A 24,091-nucleotide genomic window follows, 5' to 3' on the forward strand; every position below is an offset into this window, starting at 1 on the left:
AGACATTAAATATGAGCCAAAACTTTTAAAGTTGATAGAAATGAACAAAAGCTCTGATTTTATAATCAGAGCTCTATATTTTGCATTAATTCATAATAAAGTTGAGGACAAGCCAATGATTTTAAATTGCCAACAATTAAATATGTCAACTCAAAACCCAAAGATTAATTCTATTACTTTGGATCTTCTTAGATAGTATTAGAATTAGGATATTATATTTCTAATAAACATTACAACTCACTTCTTTTTTATTATTCGTAAAATCTTTACCCGATAGGGTGTGTTTCTAATCTAACTTAGCTTTCTATTTTCACTTAACGTGAAACCAAATTAGCAAATATTGATGTATCAGCAGACTTCTCAGTAGTTGCTATATTAGCACCTGACGGTGAAATTTATAGAAAGCTTTTTAAGATTATGCATAATAGAAATGGTTTTGATTACCTAGTAGATCAAATAAAAAAAGTGGAAGAAGAGTTTAACATGAAAACAGGAATTTTCATGGAATCTACTGGTGTATAAGAAAAATGTACAATTACTTTATTCAATACCAGGTGTTGGAGAATTAACTGTCATCACAATAATGAGTGAAATCGGCAATATTAAAGGTTTTGTTAAACCTAAACACTTAGTTGCTTATTTTGGTTTAGGTCCTTCTGTTAGCCAATCTGTTGAGTTTAGTAGTGACAAAATCATGCCTAAACGAGGCACTAGAACAGGCCGTTACCTTATATGCTGTCGCGTTAGCGTCTATACGTAAGAATTAGAAACGATGAACCTATAAATAGAGTTCTACTAAATTTCTATAATGAGAATATGAAGGGTAAATTACTAGCTGGTCTATAGTATTTCTTTCTGGGTTTGGAGTTTAGCAAGTGGCTAAGTATCAGACATAAAGGAGGGTAGTAGTGTTATATGATGATAGGGGAATGCTGGTATTGTAAAACATATATGCAAATGATATAATTATGCTATTATATTAGAGAATTTGGTAAATAAGTGACAATGATACAAAGAGTATATTGATTATTGTAACAAGTTAAAATGGCAAAATATTACTGAAGGGATTAAATATGTTAGTAGAATACAGCCATTGGCAAGTATATGAAGGAGCTTCTGAAGGTAGTGGTAGAAGCGATAAGGTGTGGTTAATAAATCCAGATACTAAAGAAATAGGATTGTTTAAATTTACTAAAACTGATAAGACTACTGAGCATATTTCAGAAAAATTAGCTTCAGAATTGGCTGAATTAATAGGATTGGAATGTGCTAGAATAGAAATAGGTAGGTATGATTCAAGAATAGGATCTATGAGTTATCTTATTAATAATAAATCTGAGATATTAATAGAGGGGATTTATTTAATTAATAAGCAATATCCAAATTATGATCCTGCTTCTATGTATGATAATGTAAATGAAGAGTATTATTCAATAGATATGATATTGAACTCACTTGATGAATATAATTTAAAGGATGAATTCCTTAAAATAGCTATTTTTGATTTTTTAATTGGAAATACGGATAGGCATCAAAATAATTGGGCAGTTATTAGATATAATGATAATTTTAGGATGTGTCCAATGTATGATAATGGATCTTCATTATGTTGTTATTTACAAGAAGATAATATAGATTCTTATTTAGGGAATGACAAGATGAAATTTAATTCTTTGGTTAATACTAAGTCTAGATCTAGAGTTAGAATCAATAAAAAAATAAAGAAAGAACCAACGCATCTTGAAATACTTAAATATATAAAATTACATTATTATGATTGTGTTATTGATTTGATAAAGGTTATAAATAAGAATATAACAGAATATAATTTAGAAAGAATTATTTCCAATTATTAAGTAAAAAAAGAAAAATATTAATAGAAAAATTTTTATTAGAAAAGACTAATTTAATGAGTCAGGTATTTTTGAGAGAGGAGGAATAGTATGTCTATTAAATGTGGTAGAGATTATATTTATTTAGTATGGAAAGATATTAAAACAAGAAGACAATATATTGTTGGACAATTATCAAAGAATGGACAATTTGAGTTTAATTATGGATTTGAGGTTGAAGAAGCAATAAAACAAGGATTTAAACTGTTAATTTCTTTTGAAGAAATTAATAAAGTTTATAAAAGTGACATTCTATTTCCAGCTTTCTCAAGCAGATTACCAGATAGCAAAAGAAAAGGAATTGAAAAAATTCTTTCTAAATATGGTTTAGATGATTATGATGCATATAAACTATTAAAAAGAAGTGGAGCTAAGTTGCCAATTGATAACTTAGAATTTATAGATCCTATATTAGATGAGAATGAAGAGATTATTAAGAGAATTTTTTATTTAGCTGGACCTAGACATTATATTGGATGTGAAGGAATAGATTGTGCTAAAGCAGAAAACTTAGAAGTTGGAGATGTATTACAATTAGTTTTAGAACCAGAAAATAAATTTGATAGAAATGCAATAAAAGTTTTAAATGAGAATAGCATTCACATTGGTTATATACCAAGATTTTATTCTGAAAGTATTATTAATTTGCTTAATAAGGGATACACATATAATTGTAATATTTATGAAATTCAAAAAGATAATAATTGCAATGAATGCGTAAAAATACAATTAGAAATGAAAAAATAGAATATGTAAGTATACAAAGATTTGGAGCCCTTGGGTGTATGTACACACATTCGAGGGCTTTCGTGTGTGGAAACATATGGATTAAATTTTTTAAAAGATTAATTAGAGGAGGATACATTATGAAAATTTCAAAGAAAGATGCGCTGCAATGGTTTGAGTTTTTCTCCATGTTACCAGAAGATGAAGAACTTATGACAAAACAACAGGAAATCATTTACGCTGTCTTTGCACAAATTGAGGAAGCAATCGATCATAGAAATGATATGTTAATGTCAGAAATTAGAGGTTTAAAAACTTTGGACAATAGAACCTTTTTCGTGGGAAATGAAAGCAAGTTCTCAAAAGGATGTCGTTCTTGTTTGTTCGGAACTGGTTTGAATGCAATTAGAAAAACGAATAAATGTAACATAGAGTGTAAGTTCTGTTACAATTATGGAGACTTAGATAATGTTCCTCCAATTGGCGAAGGTATGTGGGAAATTGGTGGCACAAAGTTTTATGAGAAGGATATTGATTTACTTCTTTCAATACACAATAAACCTACTGGCATTTCATACGTTTATTTAGAGCCATTTATGGAAATTGAAAAATACTATTCGATTATAAAGAAATTTAGGGATGCAAAGATTCATCAACATCTATATACAAATGGCATTTTAGCTACAGAAGAGACATTGAAAGCATTAGGTGAAGCAGGTCTTGACGAGATACGTTTCAACCTTGGTGCTTCTAATTGTTCAGATAATGTTATCGAAAATATTGGAATAGCGAAAAAGTATATTAAAAGTGTAGGTATTGAAACTCCAATGACTCCTGAGTTTTTCAAAAGCTTTTTTAAGAAAAAGCAGGCGATTTTAGATACAAAACTCGATTTTATTAATTGTGCAGAATTACATTTAAATGAGAATAATATAGACAATTATTATGGAGAAAACATGTATATTGCAAGGCTCGGATATATTTCTCCAATTTGGAGCAGAGAACTAACCTTGAAATTCATGAAAATAGCTGATGAAGAAAACTGGGATTTAGCAGTTCATGATTGCTCAAATCATACAAAGTTTGCTAGAGATTTGAATTTGAGCAGCAAAGAGGGTAAGTGGTTTGGAGCAAGTAGTTATGCCTGTGAGTTCTCTAGGATTCCATATGAAGCATTTTTACCAATACTGCGTGATGATAATTTCAAATTTTTAAGTGAAGAAGAATTACCTGACGGCTATAAACCAGGAGAATTGATTTTTTAGAGAGTCTTTGTAAATAGTAAGTAAATTCAATTATTTAGGAGTATGAAATGTGCTCAATTAATTAGTTAGTCCATATTTTCATGGAGGATGATGTGATAGTAAAAGTTTTTTGATAGAAAGGATGATATTATGCGTAGTAGAATTGATCGAATCAAAAAATATATTATACTTCTAATTATAATACTTGCTTTAGCAATAGTTATTTTTATTACATACAATGGCAATATACCTGTTCAGTGGAATGGTAATCAGGTTAGTTCGTATATGAATAAGTATTTTATTTTATTGTTTCCTGTAATTGCTGTATTTTTATTAATGTACTTAGAGGATTTTATTCGATGTTTTATAGATAAAAATGCTATTGATATCAAGAAACTTGATTTTTTCAATATTTTAAGTCAGATTATTATTATAGGTGTGGAAGCACAGATACTGTTAAATTTAATTGAAATCAGAGTAAATATTATTGTTCTTCTTATTCTTTGCACAGCTATGTCTGGTGTTGTAAAAAGAATTTATGATATTAAAACAAAATATTAGTAATTTAAAGCTCTTGAGTGTTGATGATGCATTTGAGGGTTTTTTTTATATAAATGTAAAAAAGCATCAGATTAATTTTTGATGTTTTTTGTATAAACAATTGGAAATTTAAAGGAATTAGTAACATTTATGAAGAACAATGTAATTATGTAATAATTGTGAGTGGGGTGTATTATATGGAGCTCAAAGAAATTTTAAATATTATAAAAGATGATTTTCCAGATAAATCAATAGATATTTCTGAAAGTTTAGGACTTTTAATGGATACAATTGATGACATTATAAATAGAATAAATGATAAAATGGGACAATCTTATTTAAATAGAGATTTTTCAGCTGCTGAGAAATATATTACTCTTGGTAAGTCAATTAACTTTTATGAAAATAAAGTTGATGAAATAATTAATTTTACAAGAATAGAAGAAAATGAAACTATTAAAGAAGATGATTCCGAAAATGATAATATTAAATCTTTACCTAATTATGAAGAATACATTGTTGATAATAAAGTAGAGCATACATTATACGAAAATTTTACGCATATAAGACCATTTGGATTTAGAATTGATGGAGCAGAACTTGTTGAGGTTAAAACTTGGCAAGAAGTATTTTTAAAAACATGTGAATTACTTATTCGTAAAGATGAAAAAAAATTCTTACAATTTGAAAATAAACCCAATATGAATGGTAAGAAAAATAAATATTTTTCAGTTAATGTTAAAGGAATTAGAAAGCCGGAAATGATTTTAGGCAAAATATACGTAGAGACTAATATGAGTAGTAATTCAATAAGAAATATTATAGTCAAAATGCTTAGAGAATATGATATTAAGATAAATGATTTTAAACTTTATTTTAGAGCTGATTATACAAATATAAATAAAGAAAATTTATGATAATTGGAGTGGTTTTAATGTCAATTAAAGAATTTGAATATTATCATGGTGCGGTTTTAACAAAGCTTTTGAGAAAAGATATTCCTATGACTTTAACCCTTATAGAAACAGATAAGAATCAATCTTGGTCAGCCTATAAAATCTCAAGTGATAAAAATGATTATATATTTTATATAAAATATTGTTTATCTCCAAAAGTTACTAATAAGCACGTTAGATGGACTTTTAGTTTTATAAATGAACATTTAAATGAACTAAAAAAATTTTCATCAAGTAATTTATGGCTGGCATTAGTGTGTGCTCAAAAGAATTGTAAGACAAAACCAATGGAATTATGTTTGTTAAATAAAAAGGAAATATTAGATGGAATTGATATTGATTCAATTAATAAACAAACCTTTACTGTTTATGCTGAGTCACGAAAAGAGTTAAGGGTATGTGGTACAATGAATAAGGAAAAGTTTACAGTTAAAAGAGATAGAATAAAATGTATTGTATAAAATCAAATGTTGACAACTGTAACTTGTCTTATATCTAATAATGTACATATTAGTTGTTTTGAACTAACATCAATGAAAATAAGAGATAGTTATTTTATAGACTTTAGTAAAATATTCTTTCTGCCAGCTTTAGAAGATTTTTATGTTGATGCTAAAGCAATAAATTTATTATATTAAATAAACTGGGGATGGGTGTTTGAGAATTGAATGGAATGATAAAATAAATATAACTAAAGAACAATGGAAAGAACTTTTTTTAAATAAAAATATAATAAAAGATTTTAATAAAGATTTAATTTTAAAAATTTATAAAAAGCCTAATTATATGGCAACAGCAACAGAAATTGCGAATGATGAAGGGAGAAAACCTAATTCATATAATTTTGCAGTTGGAGCTTTAGGAAAAAGAATTGCACATTACTTAAAAATTGAACCGCCAAGACAAAAAGAGGATAGCACAAAATTTAATTATTGGCATGTAATGTTTTTAGGGGCTATAGAAAAAAGTACTGGGCATTTTATATGGATTTTGCGTCCAGAATTGAAAATAGCTATAGATGAACTTATACAAGAAAATAAAATTCTGCTTAATAGTGAAGATATAAAACAAGTAATAAATATACCAGAAGAAATTACTAGAAAGCAATCACAAAAACTTAAGGAAGGTTCTAAATATAGAATTATAGTAAATGCTTATGAAAGAAATCCAAAAGCAAAGAGGGAATGTATTGAATATTACAAAAAACTTAATAATGGAAGAGTCATTTGTCAGATTTGTGGATTTGATTTTGAAATCTTTTATGGAAAAGAAGTAGAAGGACGAATTAATGTACACCATTTAAAACCACTACATGAAATTGGAGAGGAATATGAAATAGATGCAATAAATGATTTAATTCCAGTTTGTCCAAATTGTCATTTAGTAATTCATAGTAGACAACCTGCTTATACACCTAAAGAAGTCAAGAAAATGATTAAAAAGTGCAATTTGAACAAAAATAACAAATGAGAGTGAGTTTCCGGTAGTTTGGGAATTTATTTGTTTCCCAGATTTGCAAAATGAAATAAGAGTAGATTTAGTTATAAGGAACATATATTAAAGTCAGGGATTTAAAAAAATAACCATATGTGATAAAGTAGATTAGATGGAAAAACTTATAGAATGGGGACATGAAAATGAAAAGAAACTCTATTAAGGTAAGACTTGCAATTATGTTTTCGATAATATTTTTTATTTCAATTGCGTTATTTGCAGCGTTTGTTTTATTCAATTTTAGAGACAATATGATTAAACAAGTGGAATCAAATAGTTTAGAAATAGCTAAAAGTATATCTATTTCAGTAAAAAACAGTAATAATATTTCTAAGACTGTAGAAAAACAATTAGAAGAACAAATACATACAGCATGTCAGGCTGTACTTAATATGAAAGACATTAGCAATGAGTCTTTAACTGAACTTGCTGAAAAAATAGGTGTAACAGAAGTAGCTGTGGTAAATAAAGATGGAGTAGTTACATATTCAAATTTCCAAAACGATTTGGGATTTAGATTTAAGGATACATCTCCTTCAAGAAAGTTGTTAACTACTGATGCTTTAAGAATTAATGAAAGTATAAAGTTGAGTGATACAGATGACAAATATTATAAATATGGTTCAGCAACTTTAGATCACAATGGATTTGTGCAGGTAGGCATAGAAGCTAGCAAGGTTATGAATACTATAAATGAAAATTCAGCTCAAGCTTTTTTAGATAAAATGGATAAGTCTAAGCTTTTATATGCGGATGTATTGGATAAAGATTTAAAAGTAATTGCTCATACAGATAAAAGTAATATAGGGAAAAAGCTTGAAGATAGTATAAGTAGACAAGCACTAAATACAGGAAAGATAAGCACTAAAATGGAAAAAGATGCTTACGTAATGGCATTACCATATAAAGAAGGTAACTCCATAAATGGTGTAATTGAAGTTGCAATATCTGTTAAAGATGTGAACCAAAGTATTCAAAAAGTTATTTTGATTTCTATAATTGCTGTACTAGTATTAATTATAGGTATGATATGGTTTTTACATAAAGAATTAAATAAAGCTATTTCACCATTAATTAATCTTGCTGAGACTTCCGAAGAAATTTCTAATGGTGATTTAACGACAGAAATTGATGTGAATAATAGCTATAGTGAATTAAATGTGCTTTCACAAAGTTATAGTAAAATGGTTAACAATTTAAAAACACTTATTACAGATATTCAATATTCTTCAAATAATATTATAAATTCATCTGAAGAGTTAGCATCATTTTCAGAAGAGGTAAGCTCAACTTCAGATGAAATTACGAATACAATACAAACATCTAAGGAAGATTCTATGATTCAATCAAAGGAAGTAAATTATGTGAAAGAATCCGTTGACAATTTGTGTGATAAGCTCCAGCTTATTGGTGATAGAATAAACAACTTAAGAGAATCTTCAAATACAACTAATGAATTAAGTTCTAAAGGAAAAGATTATTTAGTATCTTTAAACAGCAGTATTACTAATATTAGTAATTCATCTAAAAATATAAGTAGTAAAATTGAAACATTAAATAATAAGTCTTCTGAAATATCAACTATAATACAGGTTATAAATTCTATATCAGAGCAGACAAATCTTCTAGCTCTAAATGCAGCTATTGAGGCAGCAAGAGTAGGAGAAGCAGGAAAAGGTTTTGCTGTAGTAGCAGATGAGATACGTAAATTGGCAGAACAGTCGCAAGGGGCAGCAATGCAGGTAGAAAATTTGATAAAAGATATTTTAAATGAATCTAATGAAACAGTTAAAGTAGTGGAAGAGTCCGAAAAAATTATAACTGGGGGTATAGATACAGCTAAAAATACTGAAATTTGTTTTAATGACATAATACAAAATATACAGTCTATGGTGCCGCAAATACAAAATACAGCAGAACATATTGCTGAAATAAATCAGAGTAGAGATAATGTATTAAATTCAGTAAATAAGACTTTAGATGTTACCAATGGTATAAATGATTCTTTTGAACAAATTGCTTCGGCTGCGGAAGGCCAAAGTTTATCCACAGAACATCTGGCAAGTATTGCCTGCAGTTTAAATGATTTAGCATCAAAGCTAAAAGAGTGTATAGATATATTTAAAATTTAATTGTTAAAGTTAGTAAAGAGATTAGAAAAAAGATTATGCAGTCTGCAGCGTAAAATGTCAAGAAAATATAAGCTAAATAAAAAGGTGGGTCTATAAATGTATGACTATCTAATTGTTGGATCCGGTCTGTTTGGATCAATATTCGCATATGAAGCTAATAAAAGAGGTAAGAAGTGTCTTGTAATAGACAAACGTTCACATGTTGGAGGTAATATATATACAGAACCAATACAAGGAATTCAAGTACATAAGTATGGTGCACATATTTTTCATACAAACAGCAGGAAAGTGTGGGAATATATGAGTAAGTTTGCTGAGTTCAACAGATACACGAATTCCCCTATTGCTAGATATAAATCTGAACTATATAATATGCCTTTTAACATGAACACATTCAATAAAATGTGGGGAGTAATTACTCCATCTGAGGCAAAAGCTAAGATTCAAAAGCAGGTTAAAGAAGCTGGCATTACTGAACCAAAAAATCTTGAGGAACAGGCTGTAAGTTTGGTTGGTAGAGATATTTATAAGAAATTAGTCAAAGGTTATACAGAGAAACAGTGGGGACGCAGAGCGGCAGAACTTCCAAGTTTTATTATAAAAAGACTGCCAATTCGTTTTACATACGACAACAACTACTTTAATGATAAGTACCAAGGGATACCAATTGGAGGTTATACACAAATCATTGAGAAAATGCTGGAGGGTATTGAGGTCCGCCTTGAGACTGATTTCTTTAAAAAACGTGATCAACTGACAGCACTTGCAGATAAGATTGTTTTTACCGGAATGATTGATGAATATTACAAGTATTGTTATGGAGAACTTGAGTATCGTTCTCTTCGCTTTGAAACAGAAATTTTAGATTGTGAAAATTATCAAGGCAATGCAGTTGTCAATTTTACAGAATATGATGTTCCATATACTCGAATAATTGAACATAAGCATTTTGAGTTTGGATGTCAAAGTGAAAATGTTAACCCTAAGACGGTGATCACAAGGGAGTATCCTGCCATATGGAAACGTGGTGATGAACCATATTATCCAATGAATGATAATAGAAATAATCAACTATATGCAAAGTATAAGGCGTTAGCAGACGCAGAAGATCGAGTTATATTCGGCGGACGTCTTGGAATGTATAGATATTTTGATATGCATAATGTTGTAGAAGAAGCATTGATGTGTGTAGAAAATGAGATGACATAAAATATCTAGCAAGATGCATTGAAAGCTTAATCATAAAACTTTCAATGTATCTACAAATAATACCCATCAACAATACGAACTTTTGTTAATTAAATCCAAATACTTTTCTTGATAATGAATAACCTAATAGTATAATTTTCCTTCCCAATAAGCCGTTAATTTGCATAAATAAGCCCAAAAAGGATTTATTTACTTCTTTATACAAACTCTTGTTTTTAGAATTTAAATAATACCAAAGCTCTTCTTTTTTATTTAAACTTTCTTCTGTATTATCTTTTAATAAAAGTACTGTACTAATTGTCATCATCATAACCAAATATTTAATCATGTATTTACGTAAATTTTTACACTTTATATCCATAGGATTACAACAGTCAATAATTATCTTTGTTACTTTAATTTGCTGATCAATACGCTCAATCATTACTTTTTCATTAACTGATTGGTCCTCTCTTCCAATAAGATATCTATAAAGATCCACATTTGCATAATACATTGTTTTTACATAAGGAAGCGGCTTATATACAAAAATGTTGTCAACATAAAACGTATGTTTAGGAAGCTCTAAATTGCATTTTTTAAGAACTTCTGTACGATAAATAACTGAGTGCATCAATATATTTTGGCTGTTTCTAAAATGCCCTAAATCATCCCATGTAAATATTTTCCCTTCTGGCATTGCAAATTTATAATTGATGCTTTTTGATTTGTGCATATTCATATTTTCATATACATAGTTTGTAATAAGCATATCCAATGATTTAGAGTTATTGATCATATTTTTTAATATATCAAGTACTTTTTTTAAGCTGCTTTTGTCAAGCCAGTCATCACTATCCAAAACTTTAAAATATACTCCAGTTGAATATCTAAGGCCTGTATTTACTGCATCACCATGGCCGCCGTTTTCTTTATGTATTGCATGTATTATATTAGGATATTTTTTTTCATATTCATCAGCAATTGCTGAAGTACTATCACTAGAACCATCATCTATAATTAAAATTTCTAAATCCTGGCTTCCAATCAGCAGTGAGTCTATTGCTCTATTCATATAGTCTGCTGAATTGTAACAAGGTATTGCTACAGTAAGAACTTTCATTTATACCTCCTGATTAATAAAGTTAAGCGTTTTATAAAGCTGAAAATGTAAAGATAGCTGCCATGTTAATTCAGCCAACATAACTCCTCCTAAAACATCAGCTATAACATGTTGTTTTGTTGTTAATGTTGAAATACATATCATTATTGCCATAAATAAAGAAAAACATCGATACCATGCAGGAACAGCTTTACAATTTCGCAAACCAGCAAAACAATACCAACTAACCAAACAATGAATTGATGGAAAAAGATTATTTGCTGGATCTATAGTATATAGAAATCTAAGCATGTCCGCAAAAATACCTGATGCAGTTATATCGGGTCTTACGTTAGTTGTAGGAAATACAATATATATAATACCACATATTAATTTTCCTAATAAATCTGCCGCTAAAAAACGATAGCAATGATCTTTACTTATGTTACTGATTAATATATAATTAACAATCCAAAAAACATAGCTTCCAAAATAAATCACTACAAATATTGGGATTACTGGAATCCTATTATCATAGTATGATGTTAAATTATGAAAAATTCTATTTCTATAAAACAAGCGTGCCCCTAAATATATAGAAAAATTAACAATCACACATAAAATCAAAGGTTTAATGGAATAACTTGGTATAAAATTATATATCTTTTTCATTATTTTCATCTTTCTTAACTATTTTTTTAAAAGAATAATATATTTAAATAATTATCTGTCTTTAATGAACAATCATTTCTTACATTAACCGTATGTTGAAATAATTGTTAGTTTTTTCATATAAGATCAGCTTATTTTAAGTATAATGTTTTACATTATACTAAGTCAATATATTAACTGCCCTTTTATAAGAAGTTTTCTAATTGTTCATTATTAACAATACCATAATTTAAATAGAGTACCATGATGAACATGCATATCAATATCTATGAGTGGGAAAAATAAAAACGAGGTGATAACATAATGAAAAAGATTGGTGTAGAAAAAGGATTATCTAGGATTGCAGACTATTTAAATACTGAGGGATATTCAGTAGAAATTCTTGGCGAAAATCTTGAGAGTGATGCTTTAAGGTGTAAAGATTTAGATGTAATTGTTGCAGCAGATTATAATAAAGATATGATGGGCTTTAGTGATACTTCCACAAAAGTCCCTATTGTCAATGCTAGTGGTTTAACAGGAGAAGAAATAAAGAATATGATTCAGCAAAAAACTACTGAGTAATAAATTAATTAATGATTAAAAATAGGATTAAGGACTAAATTCTTTAATCCTATTTTTATTTAAATTCTTAATCATTTACATGTATAAAGAAAAATCTTATATCCTTGTTTCCCCAGCCTAAGTCCCAGGGAACATGATACCTATCTGTTGTATGAGAGTTAACTAATGGATAGTTATGTGTGTCAAAGCCTGTTATTATTGCAAAATGATCTATGTTTCCTCTTCCCTTTTCATAAGCTATTAAGTCTCCAACTTGTAAACTGTTAAGTATTTCATCTGACATGCGGTGTGAATTTGTCAGCTGATTGTAAGTACCAACCTTTATAATTCTTCCTCTTCCACTATATAATAAATAACTTTTAAGACCATCTGCATTTGACCAAGCTCTACTGCTAGGATGCCATGTATCATTAATCTTTAATGAGCCGCCCTGCTTATCACCTAGGACTTGAGAAATAAAGTTAGTACAATCACCACCTGCTCCATTATAATCTTGATATTTTTTATTATATTTAAAGTCATTACTACTTCCCCAAGCTGCACCGCAATATTTATCAGCATAAGCTACTGCATTTTCTCTATTATAATGGTTTCTACTGCTTTTAACCAAAGTACTATTGATTTTACTTATAAAGTTCGAAGTCATATCAAAAATATTTTGTGATGATGCATATTTGTTATCAGCGTTATTGGCATAAAGTTGTAATGAGTCTTCAAAGCAGTCAGTATACCAATCACTAAGTATCAGCCATTTTTGGTTTTTGTTAATTAAACTAACAGTATGTCGTATACCCACTCCAAATGGATTTATTGAATTAGCCTGGTCCCCTTTATAATTATAATCAAATTTGTAACTTTCAATAAGACTTAATCTCAGTGCGTTTCCGGAACGTCTAACTTTTTTAATGTTAATATTAGATTTAATATTTTGAAATTCTATGTTTTTTTGACTAGACCAATCCTTTAAATATTTAACTCTTTTTATTTCGTGATCTAATGCATATTTACCACTTGGTTTGGATGTATCATAACAATCACTTAATGTTGAATAATCACCTGTTTTAAGAGCATTTGATCGAATATCATATATTTTTTGTAATTCAGAACTTATATCACTGTCACTTATATGTTTATTAGAATCATATGCTGAGGTTTTATAAAGCGGTGTTATTAAAAAAATAAGTATCAAAACTATGGATATAAGTTTAAATTTTGTATATTTCAATTTCAACATAATTTCCCCCCTAAGATTTAACATTGCTATTTTTAAAGCTTTTATAAATATATAATTAGAAGTTTATTATAAAATCATGCAATGAATATGTTACCAGCTGCAATATTAATAACAAATGATTAATTTTGCAAAAAGTTTTTATTTGCAATTGTAACAAATTAGAAGTAAGTGCATAAAATAAAGTGATTGTAATATTTGATTTTGGAGGTAATTATGCATTTTGAAAATTATGAGTGCCCTTTTTTAGATTATGATTATGAAGATATGTATAGACAGCAGCAGCAACAGCCTAGAAGAAGAGCTATAGCAAATATAACAGGAGGACCATTAGCCCCTAATATAAGAGGTACTGTAACATTTACAGATGTAAGAGGTGGAACTGAAGTTTCTGTAGAAGTTAATGGACTTCCACCATATAGACGTGGAGGAGGAGGCAGACCACAAGTTGGACCTTTTGGATTCCACATACATCAAAATGGTAATTGCAATCCAGGTACGCCTAGGGAACCATTACCTAGTACAGGGGAGCATTGGAATCCAACTAATCAACCTCACGGCAATCATGCAGGTGATTTTCCAGTTCTATTTTCAAATAATGGATATGCTAGGATGACATTTTTTACAAACAAGTTTAGAGTTGGTCAAGTTGTAGGCAGGTCCGTAGTAATACATGAAAGTCCGGATGATTATAGGACACAGCCAGCAGGGGCATCTGGTAGAAAACTAGCATGCGGTGTTATTAGATGGATGAGATAAATATACTTATTATTGAAAAGTTTAAGAAACATTAAAAATAATTTTATAAAATAATTGCATTGGTATATCCGATGCAATTATTTTTGAATTAAAGTGAATATAGTTAAGATAAGGTTCTGCTGTATCTAGCATAGTCCATATCCCTAGATAGTATGTGTCCAGATATCCATTTTATGAAAAATTCTAATATTCCCATTAAATATTTATCTTGATCTTCGTCTATTTCATCAAAATTTATATCTCTAAGCTTTTTAATAAATCCCTCATGCTGTGCTTTATGACTAACGAATTTTTTGTAACCTATATCTAATAAGTACTTTTCTTCCGTAGAAAAGTGATATTCACAATAATCTAGTAACTCATTTAAGATTTCTACTACTCTATCATATTTATCTAAAATCATATCATTTTTTAAAAGAGCATAAGATTTATTTGCTATTCTAAATAACTCTTGATGCTGTTCATCTATGGTTTTTATTCCAGTTTCATATTCCTTTTTCCATTGAAACATATACATACCCCCATTAACAAATTATATTAAATTTTCCTTACAATATAAGTATAACAAAATAAAGAAATAAGTCAATAATAATTATTATATAATTATTATTTTAAGTTATATTAATATAATTAAGTTAAAAGGTAATTGGCAAAATAAAAAATCCTATGTTTATTAAAATCATAGGATTTTTTATATGCTATTTATCTACTAACTTTTTTTCAAATGCTTCTACCATTTTTTTAGTCATTAATCCACCAACTGGTCCTCCAATATAACCGTTTAATTTTGAAGCTCTATTTCCCTTATAGCTATCATTAAGTTCCATTCCAAATTCGTTTTCATATTTTGTTTTTAATTTATCAAGTTCATCTTTTGCCTCTGGAACTAAAGGTCTTCTACTCATAATATTACACCTCCACTTCAGTATTAGTGTTGTACTTTTATGTAGAGATATACTTAGTAATTTAATATTTCCTTGTTAATATTAAGTTTTTTTGTCATCATGAAATTTGGAAAATTGAAGATAAATATGCATATTTCTAGAATGTATCGATACATTTGAGCTTTATAAATTAAATAATATAATTAATTTATAAGTAAAATAGATAAGGGGTGTAGTCATGGCAAAGTATGAATTAAACAAAAATTTAGCCCAAATGCTTAAGGGCGGAGTAATTATGGATGTAGTGGATGCTAAACAAGCTGAAATTGCTGAAAAAGCAGGAGCTTGTGCGGTTATGGCACTTGAAAAGGTACCAGCAGATATAAGAAAACAAGGTGGAGTTGCAAGAATGTCAGATCCTAAGATGATAAAGGAGATAAAAGCGGCAGTTTCAATTCCAGTTATGGCAAAGGTTAGAATAGGACATTTTGTTGAAGCTGAGATACTTCAAGCTATTGGAATTGATTTTATAGATGAAAGTGAAGTTTTAACACCTGCAGATGATAAATATCATATAGATAAGACAAGCTTTGATGTTCCTTTTGTATGTGGTGCGAGAAATTTAGGTGAAGCATTAAGAAGGATAGGGGAAGGGGCAGCAATGATAAGAACTAAAGGAGAAGCAGGAACAGGCGATATAGTTCAAGCTGTTACTCACATGAGATGCATAATGGATGAAATGAGAAAAGTTAAGAATTCACCAAAGGATGAACTTATGACATTAGCTAAAGAAATTGGAGCACCTTTTAACCTTGTAAAGTACGTTTGGGAAAATGGAAAGCTTCCAGTAGTCAATTTTGCTGCTGGTGGAGTTGCTACACCTGCCGATGCAGCACTCATGATGAAATTGGGGGCTGAAGGAGTATTTGTTGGATCAGGAATATTTAAGTCAGGAGATCCTGAAAAAAGGGCTAAAGCAATAGTTATGGCAGTAACTTATTACAATGATTCAAAGATTATAGCAGAAGTTTCAGAAGATCTTGGTGAGCCAATGGTTGGAATAAATTGCAGTGAATTAACTAACAGATTTGAAGAAAGAGGCTGGTAAGATGAAAATAGGTGTACTTGCATTTCAAGGAGGGGTAGTAGAGCATATAAATCATTTAAAATCATTAAATTATGATGCAGTTGAAGTAAAAAGATGCGAAGATTTAGATAATCTCGACGGCATCATACTTCCAGGGGGTGAAAGCACAACTATTGGCAAGTTACTCAAAAAAACAGGAGTTTTTCAAAAACTAAAAGAAAAAATAATAGATGGTCTTCCAGTATGGGGAACGTGTGCAGGAATGATACTTTTAGCTAAAGACATTGAAAATGATTCAGCGAGATATATGCAAGTAATGGATATAACAGTTAGAAGAAATGCATACGGAAGTCAAGTTAATAGTTTTTTAGCAAAAAAAGTTATTAATGAAGTTTGTGATGAGGAAATACCTCTAGTGTTCATAAGAGCTCCTTACATAACCAAAGTAAATGAAAATGTAAAAGTGTTGTGTAAAGTCAATGAGAATATAGTTGCAGTAAGAGAAAATAATATGCTTGCAACTTCATTTCATCCTGAACTAACTGGCAATTTAAAATTTCATGAATATTTTATCAATATGTGTAAGTAGTAATGATCATAATCCTATGAACTTAGTTTTTCAGGTTCAATAAAATAGCTTAGGGGGCTGTTGCACTAAGAGTAATTTATACAATATGTTGTACTGATTTTTGATTTGCAAAACAACATATTGTATGTAAATTACTTAATGCAACAGTCCCTTACTTTATTATTAATAAAATAGTATTGAAAATAATTTGAGAAAGGAATAATATAATATTATGGATTACAATTGTAATTAAGCTTTAGGAGGAATATTTATGTCAAACATACCTAAAATATCTGAAGCCGAGTGGGAAGTAATGAAAATTATATGGAGCAAAAATCCTTGCTCGGCAAACGAAATAATAAAACAATTGGAAGATAGTACAAGTTGGAAACCTAAAACAGTTAAATCACTTATAAGCAGGCTTTTAAAGAAAAATATAATTGGATTTAATGAAGAAGGCAGAACTTATTATTATTATCCTTTATTTGATGAAAAAGAGTGTGTAAGACAGGAGAGCAGTTCTTTTATTAAAAGAGTATATAATGGTGCTGCTAAGAATATGTTATTAAATTTCATAGAAGACAATAAATTGACAGAAGAGGATTTAGACGATTTGAGAAAAATATTAAATGATAAGGATTAGAAATTATGTTTAAGTTTATTATTTTATATAAATGGGTTTTATACCTATCATTTTTAACTAGTTTTTGATAATATTTTTCTTTATTATTAAGAAAATTTTAAAACAAAGACTGAGAATAGAAGTTCAATATGTTATTGGAATTTTGATTTTAATAAGACTTATTGTACCAGCTCTGCCTAAGAGTTCACTTAGCATATTCAATGTAATACCATTTTACTTAAATAGACCTCCTGTTGAATCAGCAATAGACAAATTTGATTATGATCAGTATCTTACTGAGAGTACAGATGAAAAAAGTGTAGATAATACTAAAGACAATGGTAATTATAGATATTTAAATCCAAATATTATCATGGATACTTTCAATATACCTGAATCATATATACAAGTAATATTTAAAATATGGTGTGCAGGTTTTATTTTGGGCATGGTGTATATTTTTATGTCATATGCAGCATGTTTAAAAAAAGTAAATAAATATACAAATGTAAAGGACAAAAGAGTTATTGACATATTACAGAAGTGTAAGAGTAATATGAATATTAAAAAGGATATTAATGTTGTACAAGGGTTGAATATAAAGAGCCCAGCAATTTTTGGTATGTTTAAACCTAAGATATTAATGCCATTAGCTGTAATTAAAAATATGGATGATGATGATATTAAAAATATATTTTTACATGAACTTTCACATTATAAGAAAAAAGATATTTTAGTAAATTATGTTATCAGAATAACTAGAGTAATTTATTGGTTTAATCCTATCATATGGTATTTCACAAATGAAATGAAAAAGGATATGGAATTGTCCTGTGATTCTATAGCTCTTAACTATATAGAATCTGAGAAGACCAAAGAATATGGATATGCTATGATAGACCTCATAAAATACTCAAAGTTTGTTAAAAAATCTAGAGTAAATATGGCAGTTGGCATATCTGTAGATGCTAAATATATGACCAAAAGAATTAGCATGATAAAGAAATTTGAAAGAATTTCACCTAAGGCCATTGTAAGCTCCATAATTGTATTCTGCTTTTGTATATTAATTATGCTTACTGAAGCAAAAATAAACAATGTATTTTCACAAGGTACGTTAAATAAACAGATAACATCCAAATATGTAGTAGATGAACTTGGGGTAAATAGAATAGAGGATAATACAAGTTATCCTTACGAATGTGATCATGATGCTTTGGGAAGTTGGAAATCTGTAGATATTGTTGATAATATAGCTGATTTCAAAAAAGATAAGAGACAGTGGAAAAGTAACATGTATATAAAAGAAATTAAATTTTTTAATGGAGGTACTACAGATAAAAGTTGGTTAACGTGGACAAAAGGAATTGTAGTTAATAAAAGTGATAAACTTTCTAGTGAATATGTAATAAAAAATGTAGATGGACAAACTTATATGTTTTTCCAGTGGAAAAGTGGAGACTATGCTTTTGGATGCAGAAAACCAATTTACTATGTTTTGAAAAAGGTTTAAATATAGAGTTTGCAGCTTGAAAGTTAAATTATACAGATCATATAATGACGAATTTCATCATCATAAAAACTTTTAATAAGTCTAAAGCTTGGTATTTTGAAAACCTAAAGAAACTTAGATAAACTCGTACCTCAGACATATCTAAGTTTCTAAGGTTTTCTAAAATACCTCACTAAGACGTATTTATAAAAGTTTTTAAGTATAATTTCAAATTTGTCATTATATTTCATGTATAAGTTTAAATTTCAATTAGAAACGCTATAAAAATTAATTATGGATAGAAGGAGAATTAAAGATGAAGAAAAAAATTTTAGTTATTATGATTACAATTGTAATTCTATTTGCAATTGGAGGAGGCATTTTTGTAAAGAATGCTATGGAAGAAGGTGACCCTAAGAATTGGGGAATAAATCCTTCAAAAATTTCAGATATAGTAACAAACAGGGTTTTGCAAAAATGCAACTCAGATCTTGAGATAATATATGGATTTCAAGATAAAGATATGTCTAAAAAGGATTTGTCACAGGTCTCTTTAGATGTTATTTCAAATATAAGTTTTGATAAGTACACAAAGTGGCCTGAGAAAAGCAAACTTCCACAAGGATATGATCCAAATAAGTGGTTTGATATGGGTAAAGATCCAGGACTTAATTTGAGTAAAATTCATGAAAAGGGCATTACAGGAAAAGGAATTAGTGTTGCAGTTATAGATAAGCCAATAAGATCTACTCATGATGAATTTAAAGGTAAGATGAATTACTATAAAGTAGGTGATCATCAAACAAGCCCTCATTTTCATGGATTAGCGTGTGCTTCTATTTTAGCAGGAAAAACTTGTGGAGTAGCAAATGATGCAAAATTATATTATTTTGCAACTCCAGATTCAAAAGATAGGCAGAAGTATTATATGGAAGCCATAGATAAAATTATTGATGTTAATAAGTCACTTCCTAAGAATGAAAAAATAAAAATTGTATCTATATCAGACGGTATAAGAAAGAATGATAAAAACTATAGTAAATGGCAGCAAACTATAAAGAGAGCAAATTCCAGCGGCCTTACAGTAGTATATTCTAATTTACTTGGAAAAAAAAAGTTCGTATGGGGAGGATGTGATCCTTCAAAGGATAGAAATAATCCATTAAATTATAAACTTAGTAAATACTTAAATGAAAAAAAGATAGATAAATCCAACATAATTGTTCCAGGAGATTTTAGAACTACTGCTGGTAATAGTTCTGATAATGCCTATGTTTACCGGGGTGAAGGAGGATTTAGCTGGGCTATTCCATACGTTACAGGACTTGCAGCTCTAGCATGGCAGGTAAATCCAAATTTAACCTTTGATCAAATATTAGATAAGCTTATAGAAACAAAGACCACTACATCAGAAGGTAGATATATAATTAATCCAGAGAAATTTATAAATTCTATATCTAAATAAATTACATTAAAAGATGATTTCTATATTTATAGGAACCATCTTTTTTAGTTATAATAGTTCTTAAGTTATTTAAAGTTGTACTTATTACATTTATATAAATTCAAACGTTAACAAGTTAACAAGTTAACAAGCGTATTTATTACATATTTTATGATATTTGCAAAAAATATGTGATTTTTCGGCATATACTGCACAATATGAATATATGTAATTATTCCAATATAGGTTATAATTATCATGTATAAGTGAAATTATGAATTCAATTTATAACAGAGGAAATAAAAACATAGGACAGAGGACAAAGGACAGATGACAATGAAGGTTGATTTTTTGCTAATGCAAAAGAATCTTTAAATTTATATAAATTAGCAATGTTTCGCTTTAGCGAAACGAGCTATCAAAAGTTTAATTAAAGATTTTTCGCAAGCTTAGCGGAGAAAAATCTTCCTTCTCTGTCCTCTGTCCTGTGACTTATGTCCTCTGTTTTTATATACTTTATTAATAAACCGGGGGTGTTATATTGTGAAAAGCATTAAAGTAAAATTATTAGTACCTATTGAGATATTAATTTTAATAGTCATAATTGGGCTAAGTAGTGTTTCATTAAAATTATCATCTAAGGCCATTGCAAACAGTAATAGTAAGACTATGACTAAAATTGCAGAAGAAGGGGCAGATATTGTCTCAGTTAAGGTTTCAGAGCAGCTAAGTATACTTCAACAAATTGCCTTACGTGACTCAATAACAGATAGTACAAAATCTGTAGAGGATAAACTTGCAGCATTAAACGACGATGTTAAAAGAAACAATTATATTAGCATTGCAATTGTTGATTTAAATGGAAATGCTAAGTATACGGATGGAAAATCTGCAAATATTTCTGAAAGGGATTTTTATAAAAAGGCTTTGTCAGGTAAGGCAGTTGTTTCTGATCCAATTATAAATAAGGTAGGCAAAAATTTAGTTGTAGTATATGCTGTGCCAATAAAAGAAAACGATAAAATAGTTGGAGTGATGGCTGCTGCAAAGGATGGAAATAACATCAGCTCTATATCAAGTGATATAAAGTTTGGCAGTACTGGAAGATCGTTTATGATATCAAATACTGGAGTAACAATAGCCAACACAAACAAAGATTTAGTAATTAAAATGGATAATATTATTGAAGATTCAAAAAATGATCCTAAATTAAACGAACTTGCGAACATAGAAAAGAAAATGATCAACCGCGAAAATGGTTCAGGTACATATTCTTATAATGGAAAAGATGAATTTATAACATTTGCACCAGTTCCAAATACAACTTGGTCCCTTGGTGTTATTGTAGACAAAAGTGAAGTAAATTCAAAGCTTAATGTTTTGAAAAAGATTATAATAGTGTCTGCTATTTTATTCTTAATTTTAACTTTTGTCATTGTACATTTTATTTCAAATAATTTTGCTAAAAGAATAAAAACTGCAACTAATTATGTTGTTACAATGGCATCTGGCGATTTTACAAGCACGATACCAAAAGTTAATTTGAATATGAATGATGAAATAGGAACAATGATGCAAGCAGTAGATACTATGCAGGAATCTATAAAAGCTATGCTGCAATCTGTAACAGGTAATTCAACTAAAATTGATAAAGATTCACAAAAGTTGTTTTCTATTTCTGATGAGATGAGTTCATCTTCAGAAGCTGTATCACTTGCAATTCAAGAAGTTACTAAGGGTGCAGCATCTCAAGCTCAAGATTTGGTATCTATAACTGAAACTTTAAATAGCTTTGGTAATAACTTAGGGAAAATTACTGAAAAAATTAAAGATGTTGATACAAATTCTAAAGGAATTATGACACTGTCAGGAGAAAGTAGTAAACAAATTCATGAACTTTCCCAATCTATAAGTGATACAACAACTACTTTTAAAAACTTTGAAGCAAAAATTATAGATTCCGGTAAAAATATAAGCAAAATAAATGAAATAACTAGTTTGATTAATTCAATAGCAGAACAAACAAATTTACTAGCACTTAATGCAGCTATTGAAGCTGCAAGAGCAGGAGAGGCAGGAAAAGGTTTTTCTGTGGTTGCGGATGAAATTAGAAAGCTTGCTGAACAATCTAGGGATTCTTCTGATAGTATATCAAAATTAATTGATGATATTTATAATCAAAATAAAGTGATGGTGAATACGACTGCTGAAGTTAGCAGTGATTTAGGTAAACAAACTTTGATTATTGATAATACATTAAATTCATATAATAGCATTATTAAAGCTGTAAAAGAGATTATTCCTAAAATTGACGACATAAATAATGCTGCATCAGAAATAAATGAAAGAAAAGATGGAATTTTAACTAAAGTAGAATCTACGGCATCTATTGCAGAGGAAACTTCAGCTGCTACAGAAGAAATATCTGCTTCTTCCCAAGAAATGAATAGTTCTTCTGCAGAAGTTTTAAATGCTTCAAATAACCTTAGTTCAAGTACAAAGGAAATGATGCTTCAAGTACAAAAATTTAAATTATAGTTTAGTTAAGATATGGCAAAGAATTTTAAAGTCTTTGCCATATTTAAATCATCATGATTGATTTTTGTGTTCATACTGTGTATAATATATATACACAGTATGAACATAAAATTCACGAGTATTTACAAAATGTATATAAATAGTTAGTATTTATATAGAATCGAATTATTTTAAATTAGGAGGGGAGTTAAATGTCAGAAGAAAATAAAGATGGTAAAGATGGAATTTTAAAAAATATTATTGGTGTTATAATTTCACCTAAGGAAACTATGGAGAGGGTCAGTGAAAACCCTAAAGTATGGAGATACTTAATCCCTATAACACTTATTCAATTAATTATTACTGCAGTTGAACTGCCAAAACTTACAAGTTATACTATTTTAAAAGCCCAGGAAATGACAAATGTTTCTCAATCTGCTCTTCCAGCTTTAAAAACAGGAGTTATAATTTCTGGAATAGTTACAGCATTAATTTTGCCAGCACTAATAGCATTAGTGTCAAGTGCATTTATCAAAGTTGTATCTTCTATTACAAGCGAAAAGGGAAGTTTTAAGAGCTTATACTGTATGAATATTTTAGCTTATGTTCCAATGTTAATAGGAGCAATTTTAACTGCAGTAATAATGATGTTTACAGAACCACAAAATATAAAAAATATTTCAACAAGCCTCACATTGTTCTTGAGTTCATCGGTAGATATGAAAAGTACTATTTATAAGTTGTTCTCAGCTATAGATTTTTTCTATATATGGAGTATTGTATTATCGGTAATAGGGACTTCTGTTGTATTTAAAATGAAAACTAAGAAGGCTGCAATTATAGTTTTTGGAATTTATATTGTTTCAATTATTATTAGAGTTTTAGCTTAAAAGGTATCTTATTAAGAATATTTATAATGTAATAAGCTGACATTGTTTTTTATATAATGTCAGTTTCGCATTTATTTATACAATTTG

At 28.8% G+C, this 24,091-nt stretch carries 23 protein-coding genes and 1 pseudogene; 19 read left to right on the top strand and 5 right to left on the bottom strand.

From position 1 onward, the window contains the following. Positions 1-339: 339 nt before the first annotated feature. The 10 genes and pseudogenes from EBB51_RS03555 to glf form a co-directional block, all read left to right on the top strand. A pseudogene (locus tag EBB51_RS03555) lies at positions 340-828 on the top strand (transposase); the annotation flags it as partial. Between the two features lie 245 nt (positions 829-1,073). After that, positions 1,074-1,856, top strand: a complete 783-nt coding sequence (locus tag EBB51_RS03560; RefSeq protein WP_243103905.1) for a HipA domain-containing protein — start codon at positions 1,074-1,076, stop codon at positions 1,854-1,856. An 87-nt stretch (positions 1,857-1,943) separates the two neighbouring features. Then, a complete protein-coding gene (locus EBB51_RS03565) occupies positions 1,944-2,639 on the top strand; it encodes an HIRAN domain-containing protein (RefSeq protein WP_123053191.1) in 696 nt (231 codons plus the stop codon). Between the two features lie 119 nt (positions 2,640-2,758). Then, on the top strand, positions 2,759-3,883 hold the full coding sequence (locus tag EBB51_RS03570; protein ID WP_123053192.1) for a radical SAM protein: 1,125 nt from the start codon (positions 2,759-2,761) through the stop codon (positions 3,881-3,883). Positions 3,884-4,012: 129 nt separating this feature from the next. Further along, on the top strand, positions 4,013-4,423 hold the full coding sequence (locus tag EBB51_RS03575) for a hypothetical protein (protein ID WP_123053193.1): 411 nt from the start codon (positions 4,013-4,015) through the stop codon (positions 4,421-4,423). 176 nt (positions 4,424-4,599) lie between these two features. Then, positions 4,600-5,319 (top strand): hypothetical protein, encoded by a 720-nt coding sequence (locus EBB51_RS03580; RefSeq protein ID WP_123053194.1) that lies wholly within the window; start codon positions 4,600-4,602, stop codon positions 5,317-5,319. 17 nt (positions 5,320-5,336) lie between these two features. Next, complete coding sequence (locus EBB51_RS03585; protein WP_123053195.1) at positions 5,337-5,819, top strand: hypothetical protein; 483 nt, start codon at positions 5,337-5,339, stop codon at positions 5,817-5,819. 196 nt (positions 5,820-6,015) lie between these two features. Further along, positions 6,016-6,828, top strand: a complete 813-nt coding sequence (locus tag EBB51_RS13805; protein ID WP_123053196.1) for an HNH endonuclease — start codon at positions 6,016-6,018, stop codon at positions 6,826-6,828. Positions 6,829-6,995: 167 nt separating this feature from the next. Continuing rightward, positions 6,996-8,984, top strand: a complete 1,989-nt coding sequence (locus EBB51_RS03595; protein WP_190285322.1) for a methyl-accepting chemotaxis protein — start codon at positions 6,996-6,998, stop codon at positions 8,982-8,984. Positions 8,985-9,080: 96 nt separating this feature from the next. Then, positions 9,081-10,193 (top strand): UDP-galactopyranose mutase, encoded by a 1,113-nt coding sequence (gene glf / locus EBB51_RS03600; protein WP_123053198.1) that lies wholly within the window; start codon positions 9,081-9,083, stop codon positions 10,191-10,193. Between the two features lie 85 nt (positions 10,194-10,278). Here glf and EBB51_RS03605 read toward each other — a convergent pair whose 3' ends face one another. After that, positions 10,279-11,295, bottom strand: coding sequence for a glycosyltransferase family 2 protein (locus tag EBB51_RS03605; RefSeq protein ID WP_123053199.1), 1,017 nt, complete (start codon positions 11,293-11,295; stop codon positions 10,279-10,281). Further along, entirely contained in the window at positions 11,296-11,946 is a 651-nt protein-coding gene (locus tag EBB51_RS03610) for a phosphatase PAP2 family protein (protein ID WP_243103906.1), read from the bottom strand. 303 nt (positions 11,947-12,249) lie between these two features. Here EBB51_RS03610 and EBB51_RS03615 point away from each other — a divergent pair, with 303 nt between their 5' ends. Then, complete coding sequence (locus EBB51_RS03615; protein ID WP_123053201.1) at positions 12,250-12,510, top strand: YkuS family protein; 261 nt, start codon at positions 12,250-12,252, stop codon at positions 12,508-12,510. Between the two features lie 67 nt (positions 12,511-12,577). Here EBB51_RS03615 and EBB51_RS03620 read toward each other — a convergent pair whose 3' ends face one another. Continuing rightward, positions 12,578-13,744: an amidase domain-containing protein gene (locus EBB51_RS03620; RefSeq protein ID WP_123053202.1), complete on the bottom strand. Its 1,167-nt coding sequence runs from the start codon at positions 13,742-13,744 to the stop codon at positions 12,578-12,580. A gap of 213 nt (positions 13,745-13,957) precedes the next feature. Here EBB51_RS03620 and EBB51_RS03625 point away from each other — a divergent pair, with 213 nt between their 5' ends. Further along, entirely contained in the window at positions 13,958-14,500 is a 543-nt protein-coding gene (locus EBB51_RS03625; protein ID WP_123053203.1) for a superoxide dismutase family protein, read from the top strand. A gap of 103 nt (positions 14,501-14,603) precedes the next feature. Here EBB51_RS03625 and EBB51_RS03630 read toward each other — a convergent pair whose 3' ends face one another. Both EBB51_RS03630 and EBB51_RS03635 read right to left on the bottom strand, forming a co-directional pair. Beyond that, positions 14,604-15,011: a bacteriohemerythrin gene (locus tag EBB51_RS03630; protein ID WP_123053204.1), complete on the bottom strand. Its 408-nt coding sequence runs from the start codon at positions 15,009-15,011 to the stop codon at positions 14,604-14,606. 187 nt (positions 15,012-15,198) lie between these two features. Then, positions 15,199-15,405, bottom strand: coding sequence for an alpha/beta-type small acid-soluble spore protein (locus tag EBB51_RS03635; RefSeq protein WP_123053205.1), 207 nt, complete (start codon positions 15,403-15,405; stop codon positions 15,199-15,201). A 217-nt stretch (positions 15,406-15,622) separates the two neighbouring features. On the opposite strand from EBB51_RS03635, the gene pdxS reads away from it, so the two are divergent. The 7 genes from pdxS to EBB51_RS03670 all read left to right on the top strand — a co-directional run bounded on the left by pdxS (position 15,623) and on the right by EBB51_RS03670 (position 24,004). Further along, positions 15,623-16,492 carry a pyridoxal 5'-phosphate synthase lyase subunit PdxS gene (gene pdxS / locus EBB51_RS03640; RefSeq protein WP_123053206.1) on the top strand — a complete coding sequence of 290 codons (870 nt, stop codon included), beginning with the start codon at positions 15,623-15,625 and terminating at the stop codon, positions 16,490-16,492. Between the two features lies 1 nt (position 16,493). After that, positions 16,494-17,060 carry a pyridoxal 5'-phosphate synthase glutaminase subunit PdxT gene (gene pdxT, locus EBB51_RS03645; RefSeq protein ID WP_123053207.1) on the top strand — a complete coding sequence of 189 codons (567 nt, stop codon included), beginning with the start codon at positions 16,494-16,496 and terminating at the stop codon, positions 17,058-17,060. A gap of 250 nt (positions 17,061-17,310) precedes the next feature. After that, complete coding sequence (locus EBB51_RS03650) at positions 17,311-17,682, top strand: BlaI/MecI/CopY family transcriptional regulator (protein WP_123053208.1); 372 nt, start codon at positions 17,311-17,313, stop codon at positions 17,680-17,682. Positions 17,683-17,746: 64 nt separating this feature from the next. Then, positions 17,747-19,174 carry a M56 family metallopeptidase gene (locus tag EBB51_RS03655; RefSeq protein ID WP_243103907.1) on the top strand — a complete coding sequence of 476 codons (1,428 nt, stop codon included), beginning with the start codon at positions 17,747-17,749 and terminating at the stop codon, positions 19,172-19,174. Between the two features lie 295 nt (positions 19,175-19,469). Further along, positions 19,470-20,618, top strand: coding sequence for a S8 family serine peptidase (locus tag EBB51_RS03660; RefSeq protein ID WP_123053209.1), 1,149 nt, complete (start codon positions 19,470-19,472; stop codon positions 20,616-20,618). A 522-nt stretch (positions 20,619-21,140) separates the two neighbouring features. Then, on the top strand, positions 21,141-23,135 hold the full coding sequence (locus tag EBB51_RS03665) for a methyl-accepting chemotaxis protein (RefSeq protein ID WP_123053210.1): 1,995 nt from the start codon (positions 21,141-21,143) through the stop codon (positions 23,133-23,135). A 191-nt stretch (positions 23,136-23,326) separates the two neighbouring features. After that, positions 23,327-24,004, top strand: a complete 678-nt coding sequence (locus EBB51_RS03670) for a Yip1 family protein (RefSeq protein ID WP_123053211.1) — start codon at positions 23,327-23,329, stop codon at positions 24,002-24,004. Positions 24,005-24,091 lie beyond the last annotated feature (87 nt).

It is taken from the genome of Clostridium sp. JN-1 (assembly GCF_003718715.1).
In the GTDB taxonomy this organism is placed as follows: Bacteria; Bacillota; Clostridia; order Clostridiales; family Clostridiaceae; genus Clostridium_AV.

Excerpts from the sequence above, each read along its gene's own strand:
- EBB51_RS03560 (WP_243103905.1), top strand. The coding sequence starts at position 1,074 with ATGTTAGTAGAATACAGCCATTGGCAAGTATATGAAGGAGCTTCTGAA.
- EBB51_RS03565 (WP_123053191.1), top strand. The coding sequence starts at position 1,944 with ATGTCTATTAAATGTGGTAGAGATTATATTTATTTAGTATGGAAAGAT.
- EBB51_RS03570 (WP_123053192.1), top strand. The coding sequence starts at position 2,759 with ATGAAAATTTCAAAGAAAGATGCGCTGCAATGGTTTGAGTTTTTCTCC.
- EBB51_RS03575 (WP_123053193.1), top strand. The coding sequence starts at position 4,013 with ATGCGTAGTAGAATTGATCGAATCAAAAAATATATTATACTTCTAATT.
- EBB51_RS03580 (WP_123053194.1), top strand. The coding sequence starts at position 4,600 with ATGGAGCTCAAAGAAATTTTAAATATTATAAAAGATGATTTTCCAGAT.
- EBB51_RS03585 (WP_123053195.1), top strand. The coding sequence starts at position 5,337 with ATGTCAATTAAAGAATTTGAATATTATCATGGTGCGGTTTTAACAAAG.
- EBB51_RS03595 (WP_190285322.1), top strand. The coding sequence starts at position 6,996 with ATGAAAAGAAACTCTATTAAGGTAAGACTTGCAATTATGTTTTCGATA.
- glf (WP_123053198.1), top strand. The coding sequence starts at position 9,081 with ATGTATGACTATCTAATTGTTGGATCCGGTCTGTTTGGATCAATATTC.
- EBB51_RS03605 (WP_123053199.1), bottom strand. The coding sequence starts at position 11,295 with ATGAAAGTTCTTACTGTAGCAATACCTTGTTACAATTCAGCAGACTAT.
- EBB51_RS03610 (WP_243103906.1), bottom strand. The coding sequence starts at position 11,946 with ATGAAAAAGATATATAATTTTATACCAAGTTATTCCATTAAACCTTTG.
- EBB51_RS03615 (WP_123053201.1), top strand. The coding sequence starts at position 12,250 with ATGAAAAAGATTGGTGTAGAAAAAGGATTATCTAGGATTGCAGACTAT.
- EBB51_RS03620 (WP_123053202.1), bottom strand. The coding sequence starts at position 13,744 with ATGTTGAAATTGAAATATACAAAATTTAAACTTATATCCATAGTTTTG.
- EBB51_RS03625 (WP_123053203.1), top strand. The coding sequence starts at position 13,958 with ATGCATTTTGAAAATTATGAGTGCCCTTTTTTAGATTATGATTATGAA.
- EBB51_RS03630 (WP_123053204.1), bottom strand. The coding sequence starts at position 15,011 with ATGTTTCAATGGAAAAAGGAATATGAAACTGGAATAAAAACCATAGAT.
- EBB51_RS03635 (WP_123053205.1), bottom strand. The coding sequence starts at position 15,405 with ATGAGTAGAAGACCTTTAGTTCCAGAGGCAAAAGATGAACTTGATAAA.
- pdxS (WP_123053206.1), top strand. The coding sequence starts at position 15,623 with ATGGCAAAGTATGAATTAAACAAAAATTTAGCCCAAATGCTTAAGGGC.
- pdxT (WP_123053207.1), top strand. The coding sequence starts at position 16,494 with ATGAAAATAGGTGTACTTGCATTTCAAGGAGGGGTAGTAGAGCATATA.
- EBB51_RS03650 (WP_123053208.1), top strand. The coding sequence starts at position 17,311 with ATGTCAAACATACCTAAAATATCTGAAGCCGAGTGGGAAGTAATGAAA.
- EBB51_RS03660 (WP_123053209.1), top strand. The coding sequence starts at position 19,470 with ATGAAGAAAAAAATTTTAGTTATTATGATTACAATTGTAATTCTATTT.
- EBB51_RS03670 (WP_123053211.1), top strand. The coding sequence starts at position 23,327 with ATGTCAGAAGAAAATAAAGATGGTAAAGATGGAATTTTAAAAAATATT.